At 65.8% G+C, this 16,127-nt stretch carries 17 protein-coding genes; 10 read left to right on the top strand and 7 right to left on the bottom strand.

Annotated features, from left to right (window positions below):
- Positions 1-389: 389 nt before the first annotated feature.
- Positions 390-1,034: a RadC family protein gene (radC, locus tag R0232_RS40750; protein ID WP_431513097.1), complete on the bottom strand. Its 645-nt coding sequence runs from the start codon at positions 1,032-1,034 to the stop codon at positions 390-392.
- A 380-nt stretch (positions 1,035-1,414) separates the two neighbouring features.
- Here radC and R0232_RS40755 point away from each other — a divergent pair, with 380 nt between their 5' ends.
- Both R0232_RS40755 and R0232_RS40760 read left to right on the top strand, forming a co-directional pair.
- The gene (locus R0232_RS40755) at positions 1,415-1,735 is read left to right on the top strand and encodes a type II toxin-antitoxin system ParD family antitoxin (protein WP_064262423.1); all 321 of its coding nucleotides are present in this window, start codon (positions 1,415-1,417) and stop codon (positions 1,733-1,735) included.
- Entirely contained in the window at positions 1,732-2,067 is a 336-nt protein-coding gene (locus R0232_RS40760; protein WP_431513098.1) for a type II toxin-antitoxin system RelE/ParE family toxin, read from the top strand. Before R0232_RS40755 ends, R0232_RS40760 begins: the two co-directional genes overlap by 4 nt.
- Positions 2,068-2,575: 508 nt before the next feature.
- On the opposite strand, the gene R0232_RS40765 is transcribed toward R0232_RS40760, so the two are convergent.
- The 6 genes from R0232_RS40765 to R0232_RS40790 form a co-directional block, all read right to left on the bottom strand.
- Complete coding sequence (locus tag R0232_RS40765) at positions 2,576-2,971, bottom strand: ATPase (RefSeq protein WP_431513099.1); 396 nt, start codon at positions 2,969-2,971, stop codon at positions 2,576-2,578.
- Between the two features lie 662 nt (positions 2,972-3,633).
- On the bottom strand, positions 3,634-4,167 hold the full coding sequence (locus tag R0232_RS40770; RefSeq protein ID WP_431513100.1) for a GSU2403 family nucleotidyltransferase fold protein: 534 nt from the start codon (positions 4,165-4,167) through the stop codon (positions 3,634-3,636).
- Positions 4,168-4,181: 14 nt separating this feature from the next.
- The gene (locus tag R0232_RS40775) at positions 4,182-4,424 is read right to left on the bottom strand and encodes a hypothetical protein (protein ID WP_431513101.1); all 243 of its coding nucleotides are present in this window, start codon (positions 4,422-4,424) and stop codon (positions 4,182-4,184) included.
- A complete protein-coding gene (locus R0232_RS40780) occupies positions 4,400-4,576 on the bottom strand; it encodes a hypothetical protein (protein ID WP_431513102.1) in 177 nt (58 codons plus the stop codon). Before R0232_RS40780 ends, R0232_RS40775 begins: the two co-directional genes overlap by 25 nt.
- Positions 4,576-5,562, bottom strand: coding sequence for a GSU2403 family nucleotidyltransferase fold protein (locus tag R0232_RS40785; protein ID WP_431513103.1), 987 nt, complete (start codon positions 5,560-5,562; stop codon positions 4,576-4,578). Before R0232_RS40785 ends, R0232_RS40780 begins: the two co-directional genes overlap by 1 nt.
- 604 nt (positions 5,563-6,166) lie before the next feature.
- Positions 6,167-7,108: a LysR substrate-binding domain-containing protein gene (locus R0232_RS40790; protein ID WP_431513104.1), complete on the bottom strand. Its 942-nt coding sequence runs from the start codon at positions 7,106-7,108 to the stop codon at positions 6,167-6,169.
- A gap of 96 nt (positions 7,109-7,204) precedes the next feature.
- Between R0232_RS40790 and R0232_RS40795 the strand changes: the two genes are divergently transcribed.
- From R0232_RS40795 to R0232_RS40830, 8 genes are all read left to right on the top strand, one after another.
- A complete protein-coding gene (locus R0232_RS40795) occupies positions 7,205-8,668 on the top strand; it encodes an amidase (RefSeq protein ID WP_431513105.1) in 1,464 nt (487 codons plus the stop codon).
- Positions 8,669-8,866: 198 nt separating this feature from the next.
- Entirely contained in the window at positions 8,867-9,376 is a 510-nt protein-coding gene (locus tag R0232_RS40800) for a sigma-70 family RNA polymerase sigma factor (RefSeq protein ID WP_431513106.1), read from the top strand.
- Positions 9,373-10,389, top strand: coding sequence for a FecR domain-containing protein (locus tag R0232_RS40805; RefSeq protein WP_431513107.1), 1,017 nt, complete (start codon positions 9,373-9,375; stop codon positions 10,387-10,389). Before R0232_RS40800 ends, R0232_RS40805 begins: the two co-directional genes overlap by 4 nt.
- 84 nt (positions 10,390-10,473) lie before the next feature.
- Positions 10,474-13,032, top strand: a complete 2,559-nt coding sequence (locus R0232_RS40810; protein ID WP_431513108.1) for a TonB-dependent siderophore receptor — start codon at positions 10,474-10,476, stop codon at positions 13,030-13,032.
- 651 nt (positions 13,033-13,683) lie between these two features.
- Positions 13,684-14,889, top strand: coding sequence for a beta-ketoacyl-[acyl-carrier-protein] synthase family protein (locus R0232_RS40815; RefSeq protein WP_431513109.1), 1,206 nt, complete (start codon positions 13,684-13,686; stop codon positions 14,887-14,889).
- Between the two features lie 61 nt (positions 14,890-14,950).
- Complete coding sequence (locus R0232_RS40820; RefSeq protein ID WP_431513110.1) at positions 14,951-15,115, top strand: hypothetical protein; 165 nt, start codon at positions 14,951-14,953, stop codon at positions 15,113-15,115.
- Between the two features lie 71 nt (positions 15,116-15,186).
- Complete coding sequence (locus R0232_RS40825; RefSeq protein WP_208513734.1) at positions 15,187-15,456, top strand: type II toxin-antitoxin system Phd/YefM family antitoxin; 270 nt, start codon at positions 15,187-15,189, stop codon at positions 15,454-15,456.
- Between the two features lie 3 nt (positions 15,457-15,459).
- Positions 15,460-15,654, top strand: coding sequence for a CcdB family protein (locus tag R0232_RS40830; RefSeq protein ID WP_281078955.1), 195 nt, complete (start codon positions 15,460-15,462; stop codon positions 15,652-15,654).
- Positions 15,655-16,127: the final 473 nt, after the last annotated feature.

The following is a 16,127-nucleotide window of genomic DNA, read 5'->3' on the forward strand; positions in this document are numbered from 1 at the left end:
TTGCCTGCGCGCTGGCGCAGTCCCTGAAAGGCATAAAGGGGCTCGCCATCCTCCATCGCGCTCACGCTGCGTAGCACGACATCCCTTTCTCGTTCGTCGTTCGATGACGCCTTGCCCTCACGAGAGAAGACTTCCGACTCGCAGCACGCGTGCTGCGCAATCCAGTGACATGTCTCGAGGCGCCGGCCAAGCGCTGGAGCTGGATGCTGTTGTGTATGGCGACGCGCTGCGCTCACCGAGCGCCGAACGGCAAGGCCGTGCGCGACGCTACGGCGTCCGCCCACCGAAAGCATCGAGGCTTGCCTTTCATCCGTCCGCCGGGCTCGAAGCGCGCAACCGCTGCAGCGGCGCAGTCTCAAAGAATGGGGCGCGCAGCGCCCCGGCCTCGTTCAGACGAGGCCACGCTCGGCCATGGACACCGTGCAACTTCCAGCGACGACGACGTGATCCAGCACCCGCACATCGATGAACGCCAGCGCGTCCTTCAGCGCCGCCGTCAACGCCAGGTCCGCTCGTGACGGCTCGACCATGCCCGATGGATGGTTGTGCGCCAGGATGACGGCCGCGGCGTTGTACCGCAGCGCACGACGCAGCACCTCGCGCGGATAGACGCTGGTCTGCGTGAGCGTGCCGCGAAACAGGTCCTCGAACGCGATCAGCCCATGCTGCGCGTTCAGAAACAGCACCGCGAAGCTTTCGTGCCCTTGCCCTGCGAAGTGCAGTTTCAGATAGTCTGCCACCGCCTTCGGCGAACCAAAGGCCTCGCCCGGCAGCATCTCCTCGACAAGCAGCGCACGCGCCAGTCGAAGACCGCACAGCAACGGTTCGCACCCCGGCAGTGATGCATCCCGCGCGGCACCAACCAGCCGATGCAGCGATCGCCCATGCGCCTCGTAGAGCTGCCCTGCGTCAGCGCCGAGCAGCGCATGCAACGCTTCGAGCACCTCGCACTCGATGCGCGCGACCATCGAAGACGACGCAAAGGATTCGGATGATTTCGCACCAGCGGATGCAAAAGAAGCGAGTGTGTTCATGAGGAAGAACTCCTGTGGATGACACAGGCGGGATTGCCTGCGAGACCCCGCCACCCCATCGCAGCGCAGCGCTCAAGGCCGCCGCAGGCGCGCGGCACGCGCCGAGCACGCGAAGCGCGCGCAGGGCCTTGAACGCGAGAACGATGGGGTAGCCTCAGGGCTCACAGGCAAGCCCTCCACACCCTCCACGACGGTCACCAAGGTGTCCTCTTCTGCAGGGAGAGGCCATTGCGGGACGCCATCGACGACATCGCCCCCGGGCCATCCTGAGTCCAGTGGACACGCCGTCAACCCAAGGCTTGCGCAGGTCACGCAAGGCGCTCGTCGTTGGAGTGTCCACGTTATGGCAAAGTTTGCCATATTGTTATAGAGTATCTTGCATGACGACGATGAACATTTCACTTCCGGAAGAGATGAAGGCTTTCGTCGATGCACAGGTCGCGGAGCGCCGTTACGGCAATGCGAGCGAATACATGCGAGACCTGATCCGCCGCGACTTGGCACGCGAGCAATTTCGGGCTGTCATTCTTTCCAGCCTTGAATCCGGGCCCTCCGTGGAATGGACACCAGCCCACTTCGACGCACTGCGCGACGAGATCGCACAGGCCGAATCGACACAGACAAGTCAGCCAGCGGCCTCCGCGAGGCGCAGGACCGGGGAGGCTGCCTCCAAAACTGGCAGGAAGAAGAAGGCGGATTGAGCTTGAAAGGCGCCAAAAGGTTTCTTGTCCGTCCTCGCGCCAGCGCGCAGATTGCCGCCGTGATTCGATACTACGCCGTCACCATGCGGGCTCCGAACGCGGCCAGGGGTTTCGTGGATGAGTTGCAGAAGGCCTACGAACTCATCAGACGCAACCCTGATGCCGGCTCGCCACGGCTCGAGGCCGAACTCGGGATGCCTGGCCTACGTTCATGGGGACTGCCCAAGTACCCCTACCTGATCATCTATTTCCGGCACCCGAACTTGGTGGATGTGGTGGACGTGCCGCACACACGCACCAACTATGTCGCCGCGCTGATTGACCACCTGTGATTCGATGAGGTCGCCCAGCGAACCTTGTCAGCTTCTTGGATCGGTGGGCGTTCGACGTCCGAATCTCCTTCGAAAAGCGGAACAGTCTGGGCCGAGATGGACTTGCCGTGTTGATCAAGGCGACAAGACAGTTTTCTCCGACCAACCGCCGCATGCCTCAGGATGCGCGCGCAGGGCCTTGAACGCGAGAACGATGGGGTAGCCTCAGGGCTCACAGGCAAGCCCTCCCCAGCCCCCCAACCCCAACGAAGGGGTTCAAAGCATTGCGCTCACGGTCGCGGTCGCCTACGCCCCACCGTCGTCATGCGCTGCAAAGCACCGGGACATGCGTCAATCAAGCTGCCACACCATGGCGTGGCGCAGCGTGCAAGCGCTCGTTCCGGCCACGCCCCGGGTGCGCGGTACGTGAGCAACGCTCACGCCGCGCGCACGAGGGTCGCGTTGCGACCCTGAGGAAGCGCCCGACGCATCCATGCGCGTCAATGCGCTTCCGAGCGCCGACGGCGCTTCAGTCGGCCTGGGGCCCGACCATGGCCTGCAGCTGCTCGATCAACCCAGGCTCCACGAACACGCAAGGCTTGTCAGCCGCCAGCCGGACGTCGAACAGCCGATCGAACACTTCGCGCTTCAGGTGCGCGATCTGACCGGTGCGATACGCCTGCTCCGGACGAAGATTGCCCTGGGCCGACGCAGCCCCGCTGCGTTGCGGATCGCATTCGACCAAGGCAACGAACCCTTCATCGAACATCTTGCGATGCTCGGCGCACAGGCTCCAGCCAGTCAGCGTGTGGCGCTCCATGCTCGCGCGCAGACGTCGATCGAACAGCAGGTTGCCGGTTTCGAAACTGACACCGCACACCAGGCAGACATGCTGCTCCATCGACACGTGCGATTTCTCATTCATGATGATCTCCGGTTGTCGGGCGGGATTGCCCGAAACCGTGGCCCGCACGGCGCAGCGCAGCTGTCAGGGGTCCAGGACGGCCGCAGGCCGCAAGCGCCGCCAGCGGCGCGCAGCCCTTGACGGCGAGAACGCCGTGCTACGGTCAAGGTGCCAGCAAGACCGCACTTACTCTCCTCCCTCTCCAACGGCTCCTGACGCGGCGATTGATGCGAATGCGGGCTTTCAAGTACGCGTCGACTCGCCAAGGCCGATGCCACTTGGCCGCGACAGCGGCTTCTACCGTGTTGCGAACCGGGCCCGGCACACAACGAGTGGCACGCGCATCCCGCATGCCTACACGAGGCAACGCAAAAAAGCCCGACTCGTCCGAGTCAGGCTCACTTGTTCATCCAGAAGACAAATTCGGTGGCCGGGGCGCAATCGAAAAACCCGCCGCGAACCGTACCAACACTCACTTTCACCACTTCGCCCCATCGCGGAGTACACACGCGGGTACACCAAACTAGGCCAAGCAAAACCGGAAAATCTCGGGATCGAACCACAGACGCACCGGGCTTGCGAACCGCGTTATCTCCGCAACGACAGCGCTTGCCAGCACGCTCTGGGCTCGCCCGGATATGACCGTTCGTGATCGATGCGAACAGTCCGCAGGCTGCCACCAATTAGAGCCTAGAGATAAGGCGACCCTCAGCCAGCAGCTGCTTGACCGCCAGTGCCTGGAGCTTGTCCCGGTTACGCTTGAGCACCTCCCGATCCGGCACCCCCGACATCCACTCCTTGAACTCCATGAAAGTCTTCGGGTCGATCGTGCGGATCAGGGTCATCGACCCGTCCACGGCAATCACCACCTGTTCGAACGAGGGCGAGCCCAGAAACCGGTTCGACCGCTTCGCCTTGACAGGGTAGATATCGCCCTCGGCTCCCGAGATGGAGAACGCATCGGTGAATTTTTCTGCCTCTTCCCGCCGCAGGAAGTCGATCGAGAAGCCCTGGCCGTTCATGGCCGATTCCTTCTGCTCCTCGTTCCGAAAGAACGACGGATCAGCCTCCTGCAATACTTCAATCATGCTCCGCCGTCCGGGCACGACCTCCGCAAACTTCATCTGCTTGCTGGCGGTGTAGAAGAGGTCAACGTCGTTGGTTGCCATCGTCGGCTCGTCGAAATCAATGCCGGCCGCCGCTTCGTAGGCGTACATGGCGTACGTCCCGATCACCGTGTGTAGTAAGCCATGATTCCGCGCTGCCACAGTACCTCCAGGACCTTCACCGGGGTCACCAGCAGCCGTCCCACCTGGTTGGCGACGTTCAACCTCTGCATGTGCGCATGCTCGCGCGCCCAGTGATCACGCGCCTGGATCGCTCCCGCCTTCTTCTCGGCGTGGCTGCTTGCGATGCCTTCGAGCGCGGCGTCCCGAGGCCCGAAGTCCTTCAGCAGTTGGCCGGCGCCGGACACCTTGTGAAGGTGCTCGCCGTCGGCCCCGCCTTCCAGACGTAGTCGAAGTCGAGCGCGCCCAGGGTGGCTTGCGCATTCCGGTGCTCGGTGAAGGCCTTCTGCGCTTGGACGATCTGGGCGGTCTCAGCCGCCTCGCGCTCCGTGTATGCCATCAATCAGCTCGTGCAAAGACGCGCTGCGCGATGTCGTCAACAGTGCGGCGGCACTCTTCCTCAGGCAACTTGGACACGACCAGATAGTCTGTGATCAACGAATCCACGAGCGCCGCCTGGCATCGCGCCAATTGCGGGTCATGCCCCTTTGCCGGCCGAGCCTCGGCAGCCGCGTGCGTGAACAACGCGAAGAACTGTGGATCCAGAGTCCGCATCGTGGCCATCGTGCCGGTCTTGCCGATCACAACTTGCTCGAACTGACCCGCATGCTCGACCGCTGCAGCCATTTCGGTCGCCAAGGTCCGCCAGTACCGCTCCTTGCCCAATCGCTTCGAAGGTTCATGCTCTCGGCCAAACGTGAGCTCGACAAGGAAGTAGCTTCGCTCGCTGCCGCCGCCCGCGGGAGCGACCTCCACGATGGCGTCCACGGCCTCCTTCAATTCCCGCAGCGCTGCCTCGACATTGCGCTCGGGAGCGTGAAGCAGCACTTGCAGGAAATGCTTGGCGCCTTCGACCACGCTGCCCTGCGCCGGCGAAGAAATCTCCTCGAGGCGAACGCCCGCAGGTTGCCCATAAGCGAACAGGGCGGACGTGCCCAACACCACACTGCCTTCGGCAAGTCCCCTCTCTTCCAGCACCTGCAGCACCTCCATCACAGGCGTGGGAACGGCCCCGGCTCTGACCGCTTTGTTCATGCGCTGGCACGATTCAACGCTTTCCTTGAGCGTCCGAGCCCTTTGCTGCAGTTGCGTCTTCTTCTGCCGGAACTCTTCGAACTGGCGCTCCGTTTCCACGCTGCGCGGCCCGATATACCTCACCTTCCCCTGCACCTTCTGGGCGAGGTACTCATAGGATCCGACCTTCTTCCAGAACACGCTGCCCTTCAGATGCCGCGACTCCCCACGCACGCGCGCGTACTCCCTGTACACCCGCGTGGAGTCTAGGATCTGCTTGGCGGCAGTATCGGAAGTTCGAGGAAGGGTCATTTACACCTCAAAATCTGATTTTGAGAAAATTGGTGCAAACCAAACTAAATCAAGGGCTTGTAAGCTATGGAAACGCTTTGAATGAGCCGGCGTCTGTCTTTTACCCCATTTTCTCCGATTTATAAAAACAAGGGGTAAACTGGCGGGAGCGGCCTCGAAGGTGTCTCCAAAGAACTTTTTGGACTTACACATCCACCGGGAGGAATGAGGGCGTGATATTGGCTCCACGGACTTGCCATCGACACCAGGACGGCGAGGCTGAGCCCCCGATTCCGCTGGCCCAGACACGTTCAGCACGAGCCCACGTCCTGCTCGGCGCCCGGGGCATGGGCAAGAGCCGCGTGCTCGAACAGGAAGCCGAAGTGAGCAGCGGGAGGCTGTTCAGCGCAGGCGACTTCATCACCCTGAACTACCCGGAGCTGCAGGGCGCGGGCGCGCCGGTATTCATCGATAACCTAGACGAAACACGGGCGGGCACGTGCGACGGGCGCGTGCCCCGGACCAGATTCGCGCCAAGCTCCAGCATCCGGGGTGCCCGCCCTTTCGCATCTCCTGCCGCCGGCCGACTGGGTAGGCGCGCCCGACCTGGGCAGGTTGCAGGCTTCTAATCGGTCAAAGGGAAGCGCAGTTGCTCCCTCAGGTAGGCAATGAATGCCTGCACCTTTGGCGACGGCAAATGCGCACGTGACGACAGGGCATTCAGCTCCTGCGGCGGCCCCCACCACGCGGGAAGCACGCGCACAAGCCGGCGCGCCTTCACGTCGGCCGCCATGCTCATCTCCATCGCCAAGGAAATACCTTCGCCCTGCAGCAGCGCGGGATGCAGGAAAAGTGGATCGCTCGCGACGATGGCGGGATGGACGAGAAATCCGCGCGGCTTGCCCGTGCCCTTGCGCATGGGCCACACATACCCCACGTCACGACGCGCCTGATGCAACGTGAGTGTGCGGTGCTCGCACAGTTGCTCGGGCGATTGGGGAAAGCCAGCGCGCTTGACGTAGGCCGGGCTCGCGAAAGCGCCCGAGGGAAAACTCGCGAGTCGGCGAGCGATGAGACTGGAGTCGGGCAGTTCGCCCAGGCGCAGCGCGATGTCGATCTCGGACTCGACCAGGTCGAGCGTCGCATGCGATGCGACGATCTCGATCTTCACGTCGGGGTAGCGCGCACGAAAGCCCGGCAGCAGCGGAGCAATCCAGTCGACGCCGAATGAATAGGGCATCGTCAAGCGGAGCCAGCCGCGCGGGCCGTCGCGCAGCTTGTGGACCTCGCCCTCTGCGTGCTCCAGCGTCGCGGCAATGCCTCGACAGTGTTCGTAGTAGATCGCACCGGCCTCGGTGACGCTGAGCTTGCGCGTGGTGCGCCTCAGCAACTGAGCGCCGACATGCTTCTCGAGTTCGAGAACCCGTCGGCTGACCGTCGTCTTCGGTATCTGCAGCGCATGTGCCGCCGCGGTGAAACTGCCTTCCTGCACCACCCGCACGAACACGAGGGTGTCGTTCACATCTCTTCTCATGGCGGTGACCTCTTCAATGGCATCGATGCCCATTGTGCCATCCACGGGCCAATTCTTGCCGCCCAGATGGGCTAATCAAACTGGCCGCCCCTGCTTATCTTCCGTGCTTCACTGTCACGGAAGAACACCATGAACTTGAGCGAATACGCGAATTTCGACGCCGTCGACCTGGCCCGCCTGGTGGCCAAGGGAGACGTACGGCCGGCCGAACTCGCCGCCCTGGCCCTCGAGGCGGCCAATGCGGTCAACCCTGCCGTCAATGCCGTCGTGGAGCAGTGGGCGCCCGAAGAGGCGGACCTCGCCACGGCGACGTCCACGAACGGTCCGCTCGCGGGCGTGCCGTTTCTCATCAAGGACCTTGCGATCCAGATGGCCGGACGGCGCTGCGAACTTGGCAGCCGTCTCGCCGAAGGGCTGGTCGCCGCGGATGATTCGCTGCTGATGCACCACTACCGGCGTGCCGGTCTGGTCACAGTCGGGCGCACGACCACACCCGAGATGGCCTTCAGCACCGAAACCGAGTCGGCGCAGCAAGGCGCCACCCGCAATCCGTGGAACCTCACGTTGAGCGCGGGCGGCTCCAGTGGTGGCTCGGGCGCGGCGGTGGCCGCAGGTATCGTGCCCATCGCGCACGCGACCGATGCGGCCGGCTCGATCCGGGTTCCCGCCGCCTACAACGGGCTCTTCGGTCTCAAACCGACGCGCGGGCGCACCTCGAACGGGCCGGCGCTTGATGAAGTCTTCGGCGGTCTGGGCGTGCAGTTGGGTCTGAGTCGCTCCGTGCGCGACAGCGCCGCGCTGATGGATGCGGTGCAGGGCTATTCGCGCGGCGATCCGTACTACACGCCGGCGCCCGCCGAAGGCTTCCTGTCTCAGGTCGGGCGCGATCCCGGCAGGCTCCGCATCGGGCTCATGCTGCATCCCTGGAACGGCGCGCAGACGGCCGCTCCCATCGCGCAGGCCGCGCGCGACGTGGCCGTCCATCTGCAATCGCTCGGTCATCGCGTCGAGGAGGTTGCGCCCGTGCTGGGGGTCTCGTGGGAAGCCTTCGTGCATGCCAACGCGCAGATCTGGTGCGCAACGCTCGTACGCTGGATCGACGGGCTCGCCGCCGCCACGGGGCGTCCGATCGCTGCGAGCACCCTGGAGCCGTCGACGCTTGCCAACTACCGCTACGGCCAGGAGGCTCGCGCGGTCGATTTCGCGGCGGCTTTCGAAGTGCGCAACACCGTATCGCGCGCGGTGGGCGCTTGGTTCGACGACATGGACGTGCTCATGACCCCCACGCTGCCCGAGATGCCGGGTGCGCTCGGCAACTACAGCGAAGGTGCCGAGCGCATGAGCGGCCTCGACTGGACCGCACGGGTCTTCCGCCATACGCCCTTCACGCCGCCAGCCAATGTCGCAGGCACGCCGGCCATGTCGGTGCCGCTGTGCGTCGATCCCGGTACCGGACTGCCGATCGGGATCCAGTTCATGGCGAGTTTTGCGCGCGAAGACCTGCTGCTGCGGCTGGCCGGGCAACTGGAACAGACGATGCCCTGGGCCGCGCGCCGACCCGCGGTGTGGGCTGGTGCGGCACGAGCGGCTTAGAGCGAGCTGCCGACTCGATGGCAGCTTGACCCCCTCATTGGCGGCAAGAGGTACTGGCGCGGCGGTGATCGAGCCCGATACGCTAACGCGCCAGGCCGTTAGTTGATTTTCAACCTCCGGACGATGACATCGACATGGCGGATGATGTAATTCTTTAGAATAAGAACCATTCTTATTTGTCACGCCTTTCGTGCTCCCATGTCCGCCCCCCTGCCAGCCCCCGCGCTGATCGACAGCATCTACCGCGAGCACCATGGGTGGCTGCTCGGCTGGTTCCTGCGCAGGCTGAGCGGCAGCTCCCAGGCCGCGGATCTGGCACACGACACCTTCGTACGGCTCATCACCTCGCGCGAGTTGGCGCAGGTGCGCGAGCCGCGCGCATTCCTTCGGACCCTGGCCCACGGCGTGATCGTCAACCACTGGCGCCGCGCCGACGTGGAGCGCGCCTGGGCGGACGCGGTCGCCGCACAGCCCGAGCTGCTCGCCCCCTCGCCCGAGGAGCGAATGATCGCGGTGGAAATGCTGTGCCGGATCGACGCCATGCTGAACACGCTGAGCGACAAGGCGCGCAAGGCCTTCCTGCTGTCGCAGATCGACGGTCGGACCTACGCGGAGATCGCGCTCGAGCTCGGCGTGTCGGATCGGATGGTCAAAAAATACATGGCCCAGGCGATGTTGCAGTGCCTTCTTCTCGCGCAGGAGCCATGACGGCGGTTTCGGCGCACTCGGAACAGCCCCGAGCGACGTTCGAATATCTGCAGCAGGCGGCGACCTGGTTTGCCCTGCTGCAGTCCGAGTCGGCCACCGCGGGCGACCGGCTGCGCTGGGAAGCATGGCTGCGCAAGGATGGCGGTGCGCGTGCCGCGTGGCAACAGGTCGAGGCCGTGTCCCGCGACTTCTCGTCCGTGCGCCATCTCCCTGCGCGCCAGATCCTCGAAGACACGCGGGCCACGGCCACGCGCCGCCGTCGCAGCGCGCTGCGCGTGCTGGCCTTGCTGCCCGTTGCCGGCGTGGCCGGCTGGCTGCTCGAACGCGAAGTGCCCTGGCGCGCCTGGGTGGCAACGTACCGCACGCAGACCGGCGAACGCCGCGAAATCGCGCTGGAGGACGGCAGCCGGCTCTGGCTCAACACCGCGTCGGCGGTCGATGTCGACTTCACGGCCACCCATCGGCGCATCCTCCTGCATGCCGGCGAAGTGCTGGTGTCCACAGGACACGACCCGGCCTGGGAAGATCGACCGCTCGTGGTCGAGGTCGCCCAGGGACGGCTCACGGCGCTGGGCACGCGCTTCACCGTGCAGGGCGACGGCAACGCTGCCGACGCGGCACTCGTCACGGTCTTCGAAGGCGCGGTGCGCGTCCAGCCTGCCCGGGGCGGGCCGTCGCTGACGCTGCGCGCGAATGAACAGACCCGGCTGTTCGTCGACCGCGTCGAATCACCGGCGGCCGCGGACGCGGGCAGCGACAGCTGGACGCGCGGCCAGCTTGTCGCCAACGACATGCGTCTGGGCGACTTCATCGATGCGCTGGCCCGCCACCGGCGCGGCCACCTCGCCTGCGCCCCGGCCGTTCGCGACCTGCGGATCGTGGGCAGCTATCCGCTGGCGGATACCGACCGGATCCTCGCGGCGCTTCAAGCCACCCTCCCGGTACGGGTGAACCGCGTGCTGCCATGGTGGGTGACCATCGAGCCCGCGCAGGGCCCCGACAACCGCCACTGAAAAAAGATTCGCGGCGCAGGTTCCCCTTTTGCGACCGTCGCGTGGCAAGGAAGGTACCAACCCTTCCATTTGCTCAAAGCCTCCATGCGCGACCTCTCGATTCCCTCCCTCCATGGCGTGCGCCCCGCACGAGCGCCCCGCTCGCGCCTGCGTCGCACCACCCTCGCGGCGCGTGCGCTGGGCACGGCGCTCGCCATCCTGCCTGCCGCCGCCGTCGTCGTCCTGCATGCCAACCCGGCGCTCGCCCAGTCGCCTGCGGAGCAGGCCGCGCGCGACTACGCCCTCGCACCCGGCCCGCTGGCCGGCGTTCTCACGCAGCTCGCCAGCCAGTCGGGCATCCTGCTGTCGGTCGATGCATCCCTCACCGCCGGGCTCGACAGCCCCGGCCTGCGCGGACGCTTCACCCTGCAGGAGGCGCTCGCCACGGCCCTCCAGGGCAGCGGCTTGCGGGCGACTCGCACGGGCGACAACATCTACTCCCTGCAGCGCGATGCATCGCGCCCCGCCAGCCCGTCGGCAGCGGGTCAGCCCTCGGCCGGGTCGCTGCCGGCGATCGTCGTGGAGCCCCAAGCGAGCCGAGAGACCGGCACCGGCCCGGTGTCCGGCTTCATCGCGCGGCGCAGCGTCTCGGGCACCAAGACCGACACGCCCCTGATGGAAACGCCGCAGTCCGTGTCCGTCGTGACGCGCGACCAGATGGACGCGCAGGGCGCGACCACGCTGGTCGAGAGCCTTCGCTACACGCCGGGCATCGTGGCCCAATACGGCAACACCGACCTGCGCCTGGACTGGCTCACGTTGCGGGGCTTCACGCCGCCCGCGCGCTACCTCGACAACCTGCGCCTGCCTTTCGGCGCACGCGGCTACTCGCAGCCGCGCATCGAGCCCTGGGGACTGGAACGCGTCGAGGTCGTCAAAGGCCCGTCGTCGGTGCTCTACGGCCAGGCGACGCCCGGCGGGCTGGTGAACATGGTGAGCAAGCGCCCGACGCTCGAGCCGGTGCGCGAGGTCGAGCTGCAGTTCGGCAGCCACGACCGGCGCCAGGCGGCGCTCGATCTCGGCGGTGCCATCGATGCCGATGGCATCTGGAGCTACCGGCTGGTCGCGCTGCACCGGGAGGCCAACACCTCCTACGACCACGTTTCCGAGCGCAAAACCTACTTCGCCCCGTCGCTGACCTTCCGCCCTTCCAGCGCAACGCGTCTCACGGTGCTCGGCCAGTGGCAGTCGCTCGACTCTCCCGGCGGCGGCGGCGCGCCGGCACTGCCCGCCGCGGGCACGCTGGACACCAGCCGCTACGCTGCTCTGCCCACGCGCACCTTCGTCGGCGAGCCAGGCTACGACCGCTTCAGCAACCGGCAGCGCTTCGTGGGCTATGAATTCGAACACCGCTTCAACGACACCTTCACGGTGCGCCAGAACCTGCGCTACGGCAAGGTCGACGCGTACACGCAACGCATTCAGGCCGTCTGCCTGGCGGCCTGCAACCCGTCGTCGCTGCTGCGCTACGCCTGGGCCTTTCCCGAGGAAGCGAGCCTGCTGACCGCCGACACGCAGCTGCAGGCGGACTTCGCCACCGGCACGTTGCGGCACACGCTGCTGGCCGGCGTGGACTTCTCCAATGAGAAGTCCGCGTTCGACGAGACCAACCTGCGCATCATCACGCGGCCCTTCAACGCCTACCTCCCGGTCTTCGGCACCGATTCCGGCAACGTGCCGAGCGTCGCGACCCATATCGACCAGAAGCGTCGCCAGACCGGCTTCTACCTGCAGGACCAGATCCACCTGGACCGCTGGAGCCTCGTGCTGGCCGGCCGATACGACAAGGCCGACACCGACACCCGCACGCTGACGACCGCGACGGCGCGCCTTGCACGCGTCGACCAGCACGACGACAAGTTCACCGGGCGCGCCGCGCTCATGTACAACTTCGACAGTGGCTTCGCGCCCTACCTGAGCTACAGCACCTCGTTCCAGCCGGCCGCCGGCACCGACCGGCAGGGCAACCCCTTCGAGCCCACCACGGGCCGGCAGATCGAGGCCGGCCTGAAGTACCAACCGGCCGGATCCAAGGCCATGGTGACCGCAGCCGTCTATGAGCTGACGCAACGCAATGTGTTGACGCCGGATCCACTGAGCCGATCGTTCAGCGAGCAGACCGGCGAGGTGCGTGTACGCGGCCTCGAGCTGGAAGCCAAGGCACCGCTGGCGCGCGGCCTCGATGTGATCGCCTCCTATGCCTACACCGACAGCCGGGTCACGCGCGCCAACGCCAACGCGTCGGGCGCCAGCACCCTGGGCAAGCGCTTCCCCTATGTGCCCGAGCACCAGGCGGCGCTGTGGCTGGACTACGCTTTTCCGATGGACATCGCGCCCGGGCTGTCGCTGGGCGCGGGCGTGCGCCGCATCAGCACCACCTACGGCGATGCCGCGAACCAGTTCCGCGTGCCCGGTGTGACCCTCATGGATGCGGCCCTGCGCTGGGACCTCGGGCGCTGGCGCCCGGCACTCAAGGGCCTGCGCCTGGCGCTGAACGTGTCCAACCTGGCGGACAAGACCTATGTGGCGACCTGCCTGTCGTCGACCGGCTGCTACTACGGCGAGCGTCGCAGCGTCTACGTGACGGCTGGGTACAGCTGGTAGGGCGCGCCGTTAGAGAATGCCAAGCCGCGCGCATCAACACTCGGACCTTGGAGCGGAGACCAAGAGCCGCGGCAATCTCTAGGCCCACGCTGACTCCTACTCTCTGCGGGCCGACGGCGTCCCAAAGTGGCAGACGATGCACTGCGGTTGCTGACTTCGATGCCACCAGGAGACAAGTTTTTTCATAAGCATTCTTCAGCGTTGCGGCTCGGTGCTGAACCGCCGGGGTTCCTCGATGTCATCGATGGCTTTGCGAGGAATCCATGTCCCATGGCGCGCTGCTCGCCTTGGTGCCGATGCGCCAGCGACGCGGATCGGGCGTGCGGCGTGCCAGTTCGCTGAAGATTTCGCGCGCACCACCCTGACCGTGAACAAGGTCCCGCTGGCCGTCGTTGCGGCGGCACTCGGCGCTGTGTGTAGTGCGCGACTCGCGGGACCCAACGCAACAGTCCTGATCGGCAGGGTCATCTCTTAGCTGGCCGCGCGCACCGTGGCCTCGTGTCCGAACGGCGGGAAATTCTGAACCGGTTCCATCGAAAACCGCCGACAGGGGGTCTCCTCTCGGACCCGGTAGGCTTTGCGCTGCTTTACCCAGACCCGACCACAAGAACTACTCCTCCAACCGCGTCACCGCCCAGCCACGCCCACACCGTGCCCGCCCGCATTCCCCCCCTCCAGATCAGCGCCTACACGGCCACCTCGGCCGTCGGCGTCGGCAAGGAGCCGCTTGCCGAAGCGCTCGAACATTCGCGCAGCGGCCTGCGCGCCAACGACTTCGGCCCCGCGCCGCTGCCGACCTGGATCGGCCGCGTCGACGGCCTCGAAGAGATCCGCCTGCCCAACGCCCTCGCGCACTGGGACTGCCGCAACAACCGGCTGGCCTGGCTCGGCCTGCAGGCCGACGGCTTCCTCAAGGCCGTGGCCGCGGCGCGCCGGCGCCATGGCGCGGCGCGCATCGCGCTGATCCTCGGCACCTCGACCTCGAGCATCGGTGAGGCCGAGCTTGCTTATACCCAACTCGACGCCAGCGGCGCCTTTCCGCCCGCACAGCGACGCCCCAAGGTGCACACGCCGCATTCGCTCGCGATGTTCGTGCAGGAAGTGCTGGGCCTCGAGGGGCCGAGCGAGACCATCTCCACCGCCTGCTCGTCGAGCGCCAAGGTGTTCGCCTCGGCCGAGCGGCTGATCCGCCTGGGCCTGGTCGACGCGGCCGTGGTCGGCGGCGTCGACACGCTGTGCGGCAGCGTGCTGTTCGGCTTCAACTCGCTCGAGCTGGTGTCGGGCGGGCCCTGCCGGCCCTTCGATCCGGAGCGCGACGGCATCAGCCTGGGCGAGGCCGCGGGCTTCGCGCTGCTCGAGCGCGCCGACGCCGCTTCCGCCACCGGGCTGCAACTGCTGGGCTACGGCGAGGCCAGCGACGCGCACCACATGTCGACGCCGCATCCCGAGGGCCTGGGCGCCGAGCGCGCGCTCGACGAGGCACTCGCGCGCGCCGGCCTCGCGCCCGAGGCGATCGACTACATCAACATGCACGGCACCGCGAGCCAGAAGAACGACGAGGTCGAGGGCGCGCTGGTGGCGCGCCGCTTCCCGGCGCGCACGCATGCGAGCTCGACCAAGGGCTTCACGGGCCACACGCTGGGCGCCGCGGGCATCGTCGAGGCGGTGATCAGCCTGCTGGCGATCGAGCGCGGCCTGATGCCGGGCACGGTCAACTCGGCCGCGCTGGACCCGGGCTTCGGCCCGCAGATCCGGCTCGCACCGGCGCACGGCGAGGTGCGCTACGCGCTCTCCAATTCCTTCGGCTTCGGCGGCAACAACTGCGCGCTGGTGTTCGGCAAGGCGGCGCAGGCATGAGCGCCCCCCGGGGCCGCCCCAAGCAAGCTCGGACCGCAGTGCGAAGCACGAAGGTACTTCCATGAGCACCACACCGACGATCTACATCGAGGGCCCGGCCTTCTGGACCCCCACACGCCCGGCTGGGAGGCCGCGAGCGGCCTTCCGCGGCGAGGGCGCGCTCGCCAGTCCGCCGATGCTGGTGCTCGAGGTGGAGACCACGGCGATCCACTGCTCTGGCTACTAAGCAGACGCTTGCACCTTGTCAATTCATGACATACGCCAGCTAAACTGTATTTAGCCAATTAGGGAATGTTCATGCTCAATGTCACCTCGGCCGAAGCACAAAATCGCTTCGGGCAACTGCTGGACTCTGCTCAACGCGAGCCCGTCGCCATCACCCGGCGCGGCCGTGCCGCGGCTTACATCATTTCTCCTCAAGAGATAAATGAATTGCAGGAAGCTCGCCGTGCACGCGGCGAGGAACGGATCCAGCAACAGCGCCATTGGGCCGATGCATGCGCTGACGGCTGGAACGCCGTACAGGCCCAGTGGGGCTCTTTCGCAGACGAACACTCGACCCTCTGAGGCATGGCGCAGTTCGATCTGCATCGAAACAGGGGCGCACAACAGCGCGCCATCCCCTATGTCGTGATCATCCAGTTGGCTCAATTCGACCGCTACCGTCGCAGAGTGATAGCGCCCTTGGTAAAGCCGAATGCATTTCCTAGCAGGGCCTCTCTTTCCGGCACGCGCACGAATCCTATATTCACCGTCGAAGATTAGGATGTCGTGCTGAACCCGCTGGACACGGTGTCGGTGGTAATCGAATAATTGGGAGAATACATCGGCTCATTGGCGGAGCATGTTCAACGCATCGCAGATGCGATGGACGAGTTCCTGACCCGTTCCTGGGGCTGCCCGAATGTTCGCTCCAGCAAGCACAATCGCGTCAAGTGGCCGCAAGCGGGGAGCGGCACAACGATCGGAGCGGTCAAGCTGGAAAAACCTGTGCCGCCTGCTGTCATGAAGCCGGCCGTGCAAACCCACAGAGCTCACCGCCATAGGGACGAGAGGGTCGGACAGCCGCGCGAGAGGTTCTATCCAATTGCGCGCTTTCTTGTCTCTACCAATCCGGCCGATTCTGCTTGCATATCGGTCCAGATACAGGGACGCTCGCTCCCACCGCTAGGCGTCCAGCGCCTCGTCAACGTCATAGCTGTACTTCACGGAGGCTCGAAGCGACTATGAAAAATGAT

The sequence above is a fragment of the Variovorax sp. DAIF25 genome (genome assembly GCF_050711835.1).
Lineage (GTDB): Bacteria > Pseudomonadota > Gammaproteobacteria > Burkholderiales > Burkholderiaceae_C > Variovorax.

What these genes read in the sequence shown, in the direction of transcription:
- R0232_RS40770 (WP_431513100.1), bottom strand. Translation starts at nt 4,167, where the DNA reads ATGTACGCCTACGAAGCGGCGGCCGGCATTGATTTCGACGAGCCGACG.
- R0232_RS40805 (WP_431513107.1), top strand. Translation starts at nt 9,373, where the DNA reads ATGACGGCGGTTTCGGCGCACTCGGAACAGCCCCGAGCGACGTTCGAA.
- R0232_RS40795 (WP_431513105.1), top strand. Translation starts at nt 7,205, where the DNA reads ATGAACTTGAGCGAATACGCGAATTTCGACGCCGTCGACCTGGCCCGC.
- R0232_RS40810 (WP_431513108.1), top strand. Translation starts at nt 10,474, where the DNA reads ATGCGCGACCTCTCGATTCCCTCCCTCCATGGCGTGCGCCCCGCACGA.
- R0232_RS40785 (WP_431513103.1), bottom strand. Translation starts at nt 5,562, where the DNA reads ATGACCCTTCCTCGAACTTCCGATACTGCCGCCAAGCAGATCCTAGAC.
- radC (WP_431513097.1), bottom strand. Translation starts at nt 1,034, where the DNA reads ATGAACACACTCGCTTCTTTTGCATCCGCTGGTGCGAAATCATCCGAA.
- R0232_RS40825 (WP_208513734.1), top strand. Translation starts at nt 15,187, where the DNA reads ATGCTCAATGTCACCTCGGCCGAAGCACAAAATCGCTTCGGGCAACTG.
- R0232_RS40820 (WP_431513110.1), top strand. Translation starts at nt 14,951, where the DNA reads ATGAGCACCACACCGACGATCTACATCGAGGGCCCGGCCTTCTGGACC.
- R0232_RS40780 (WP_431513102.1), bottom strand. Translation starts at nt 4,576, where the DNA reads ATGGCATACACGGAGCGCGAGGCGGCTGAGACCGCCCAGATCGTCCAA.
- R0232_RS40830 (WP_281078955.1), top strand. Translation starts at nt 15,460, where the DNA reads ATGGCGCAGTTCGATCTGCATCGAAACAGGGGCGCACAACAGCGCGCC.
- R0232_RS40755 (WP_064262423.1), top strand. Translation starts at nt 1,415, where the DNA reads ATGACGACGATGAACATTTCACTTCCGGAAGAGATGAAGGCTTTCGTC.
- R0232_RS40790 (WP_431513104.1), bottom strand. Translation starts at nt 7,108, where the DNA reads ATGGGCATCGATGCCATTGAAGAGGTCACCGCCATGAGAAGAGATGTG.
- R0232_RS40765 (WP_431513099.1), bottom strand. Translation starts at nt 2,971, where the DNA reads ATGAATGAGAAATCGCACGTGTCGATGGAGCAGCATGTCTGCCTGGTG.
- R0232_RS40800 (WP_431513106.1), top strand. Translation starts at nt 8,867, where the DNA reads ATGTCCGCCCCCCTGCCAGCCCCCGCGCTGATCGACAGCATCTACCGC.